This window comes from Streptomyces sp. ActVer (assembly GCF_027270795.1).
In the GTDB taxonomy this organism is placed as follows: domain Bacteria; phylum Actinomycetota; class Actinomycetes; order Streptomycetales; family Streptomycetaceae; genus Streptomyces; species Streptomyces umbrinus_A.
Genome location: NZ_JAPWHT010000784.1, coordinates 1 through 2,390, shown reverse-complemented (window position 1 = coordinate 2,390; position 2,390 = coordinate 1). Strand labels below are relative to the sequence as shown.

The 2,390-nt window shown below is 70.3% G+C and carries 1 protein-coding gene and 1 pseudogene; one reads left to right on the top strand and one right to left on the bottom strand.

Annotated elements, in window-relative coordinates:
* The coding region (locus O3Q52_RS52005; protein ID WP_269655387.1) for a 3-hydroxyacyl-CoA dehydrogenase family protein at positions 1-1,793 on the bottom strand (1,793 nt) is incomplete at its 3' end.
* Positions 1,794-2,152: 359 nt separating this feature from the next.
* Here O3Q52_RS52005 and O3Q52_RS52000 point away from each other — a divergent pair.
* Positions 2,153-2,390, top strand: a pseudogene (locus tag O3Q52_RS52000) (adenylosuccinate lyase); the annotation flags it as partial.

The window sequence follows — 2,390 nt, the reverse complement described above, 5'->3', positions numbered from 1 at the left end:
GCCTGTTCATCGCGGTCGTGGTGCTGCTGCGCGGCCACCGGGTGCTCCAGGAGGGGCGCGGGGGCGAGGCCCGGGTCACGGAACTCGCGGTGCAGGACCTTCTCGATGGCCAGCGAGACGTCCAGGCCGACCACGTCGAGGAGCTCGAAGGGGCCCATCGGGTAGCCGCCGCCGAGCTTCATCGCCGCGTCGATGTCGTCGAGCGTCGCGTAGTGCTCCTGGACCATCTTGATCGCGTTGTTCAGGTACGGGAACAGCAGCGCGTTCACGATGAAACCGGCCCGGTCGCCGCAGTCCACCGGGTGCTTGCGGACCTTCGCGCAGACCTCCCGGACCGTGGCGTGCACGTCGTCGGCCGTCAGGACCGTGCGCACGACCTCGACCAGCTTCATCGCCGGTGCCGGGTTGAAGAAGTGCATGCCGATCACGTCCTGCGGCCGCGAGGTGGCGCGGGCACAGGCCACGACGGGCAGCGAGGAGGTCGTGGTGGCCAGGATCGCGCTCGGCTTGCAGACCTTGTCGAACACCGCGAACAGCTGCTGCTTGATCTCCAGGTCCTCGGCGACCGCCTCCAGCGCCAGATCGACGTCCGCGAAGGCGTCGTACGAGCCCGCCGGAGTGATCCGCTCCAGCGTCTCGGCGGCGGCCTCGGCGGTCATCCGGCCCTTGTCGACGGAGCGGGAGAGCGACTTGCCGATACGGGCCTTGGCTGCCTGCGCCTTCTCCTCGCTGCGGGCGGCGAGCACAACCTCGTACCCGGCCTTCGCGAAGACCTCGGCGATACCGGACGCCATGGTGCCGGAGCCCGCGACGCCGACCGAGCGCACGGTACGGCCGGGCAGCAGTGAAGCGCCCTCCAGGGGAGTCAACGCGTCCCGCACGACGGTCGCGCTGCCCGGGGCGTCGTACGTGTAGAAGCCGCGCCCCGACTTGCGGCCGGTCAGGCCCGCCTCGCTGAGCTGCTTGAGGATGGGCGAGGGCGCGTGCAGCCGGTCGTGCGACTCGGCGTACATGGCCTCCAGGACCGTACGCGCGGTGTCGACGCCGATCAGGTCCAGCAGGGCCAGCGGGCCCATGGGCAGGCCGCAGCCCAGCTTCATGGCGGCGTCGATGTCCTCGCGGCTCGCGTACTTCGCCTCGTACATCGCGGCGGCCTGGTTGAGGTAGCCGAAGAGCAGCCCGTCGGCGACGAAGCCGGGGCGGTCGCCGACCGCGACGGGCTCCTTGCCGAGTTCCAGGGCGAGGTCCGTGACGGCCGCGACGGCGGTCGGCGCGGTCAGCACGGACGAGACGACCTCGACCAGCTTCATCGCCGGGGCCGGGTTGAAGAAGTGCAGGCCGAGGACCCGCTCGGGGCGGGCCGAGTCGGCGGCCAGCCGCGTGACGGACAGGGCGTTGGTGCCGGTCGCCAGGATCGTCTCCGGACGCACGATGCCGTCCAGCTCCCGGAAGATCTGGTGCTTGATGTCGTACGACTCCGGAGCCACCTCGATCACCAGGTCGGCGTCGGCCGCGGCACGCAGGTCCGTGGACGTGACGAAGCGGGAGAGGGCGTCGTCGCGCTCCTGCTCGGTGATGCGCCCGCGCTGCACGGCGCGGGCTGTCGAGGACTCCAGGGCGGCGGTGGCCTGCGCGGCGGCGGCCTCGCTGATGTCGATGCCCACGACCTCGCGGCCGGCCTTGGCCAGGATCTCGGCGATGCCGGTCCCCATCGTGCCGAGGCCGACGACGGCGACCGTCTTGAGCGGGGACGCGGAGAGCGACAGGGAAGGGTCTGACAGGGGAGTGGCCATCGCGGGACTCCAGGAATGAGTGACGACTGAGGGACGCACCCGGATACGCCGACGGGCGCACACGGTGCGGAGGTTGCGGGTGATGCCGGGCTACGAAAGCGCACACGCCCGGCGCCGTGAGTGGGCGAGAACGCAAGCCCACGAAACGGTGAGGAAGACCCGACCGGCCCTGTCCCGGAGCCGTGTCGTACTGAGGTACGTGAAGTACCGAACCGACCAGCACCCGCGGCGGCTGCGTCACCAGGCCACCACGAGCAAGTCAGCGAGTGGGTAACTCGCTCGATTGAGCTTAACTGGTGGGTAACGAGCGCGCCAGTCCCCGGTGAATGTGACGTACGTCGCCGATAGGCTTCGGCGATATGGACGAAGAGTTGCGATCGCTCACCCAGCGCTTACGGCACGAGGCGGGCGCGGCCGCGTCGTACTCGTACGAACGGCTGGCCTCGACCGGCGACCTCGACGAACTGGCCGACGTGCTCGTCGCACCCGAACAGCGGCTCTGGGCAAGGGAGTTGGCCGCTTTCCGGCTCGGGCTCGCCGGGGACCGACGAGCCTTCGAGGCACTCGTCCTGCTGCTCAACCACCGCGACCCGCAGC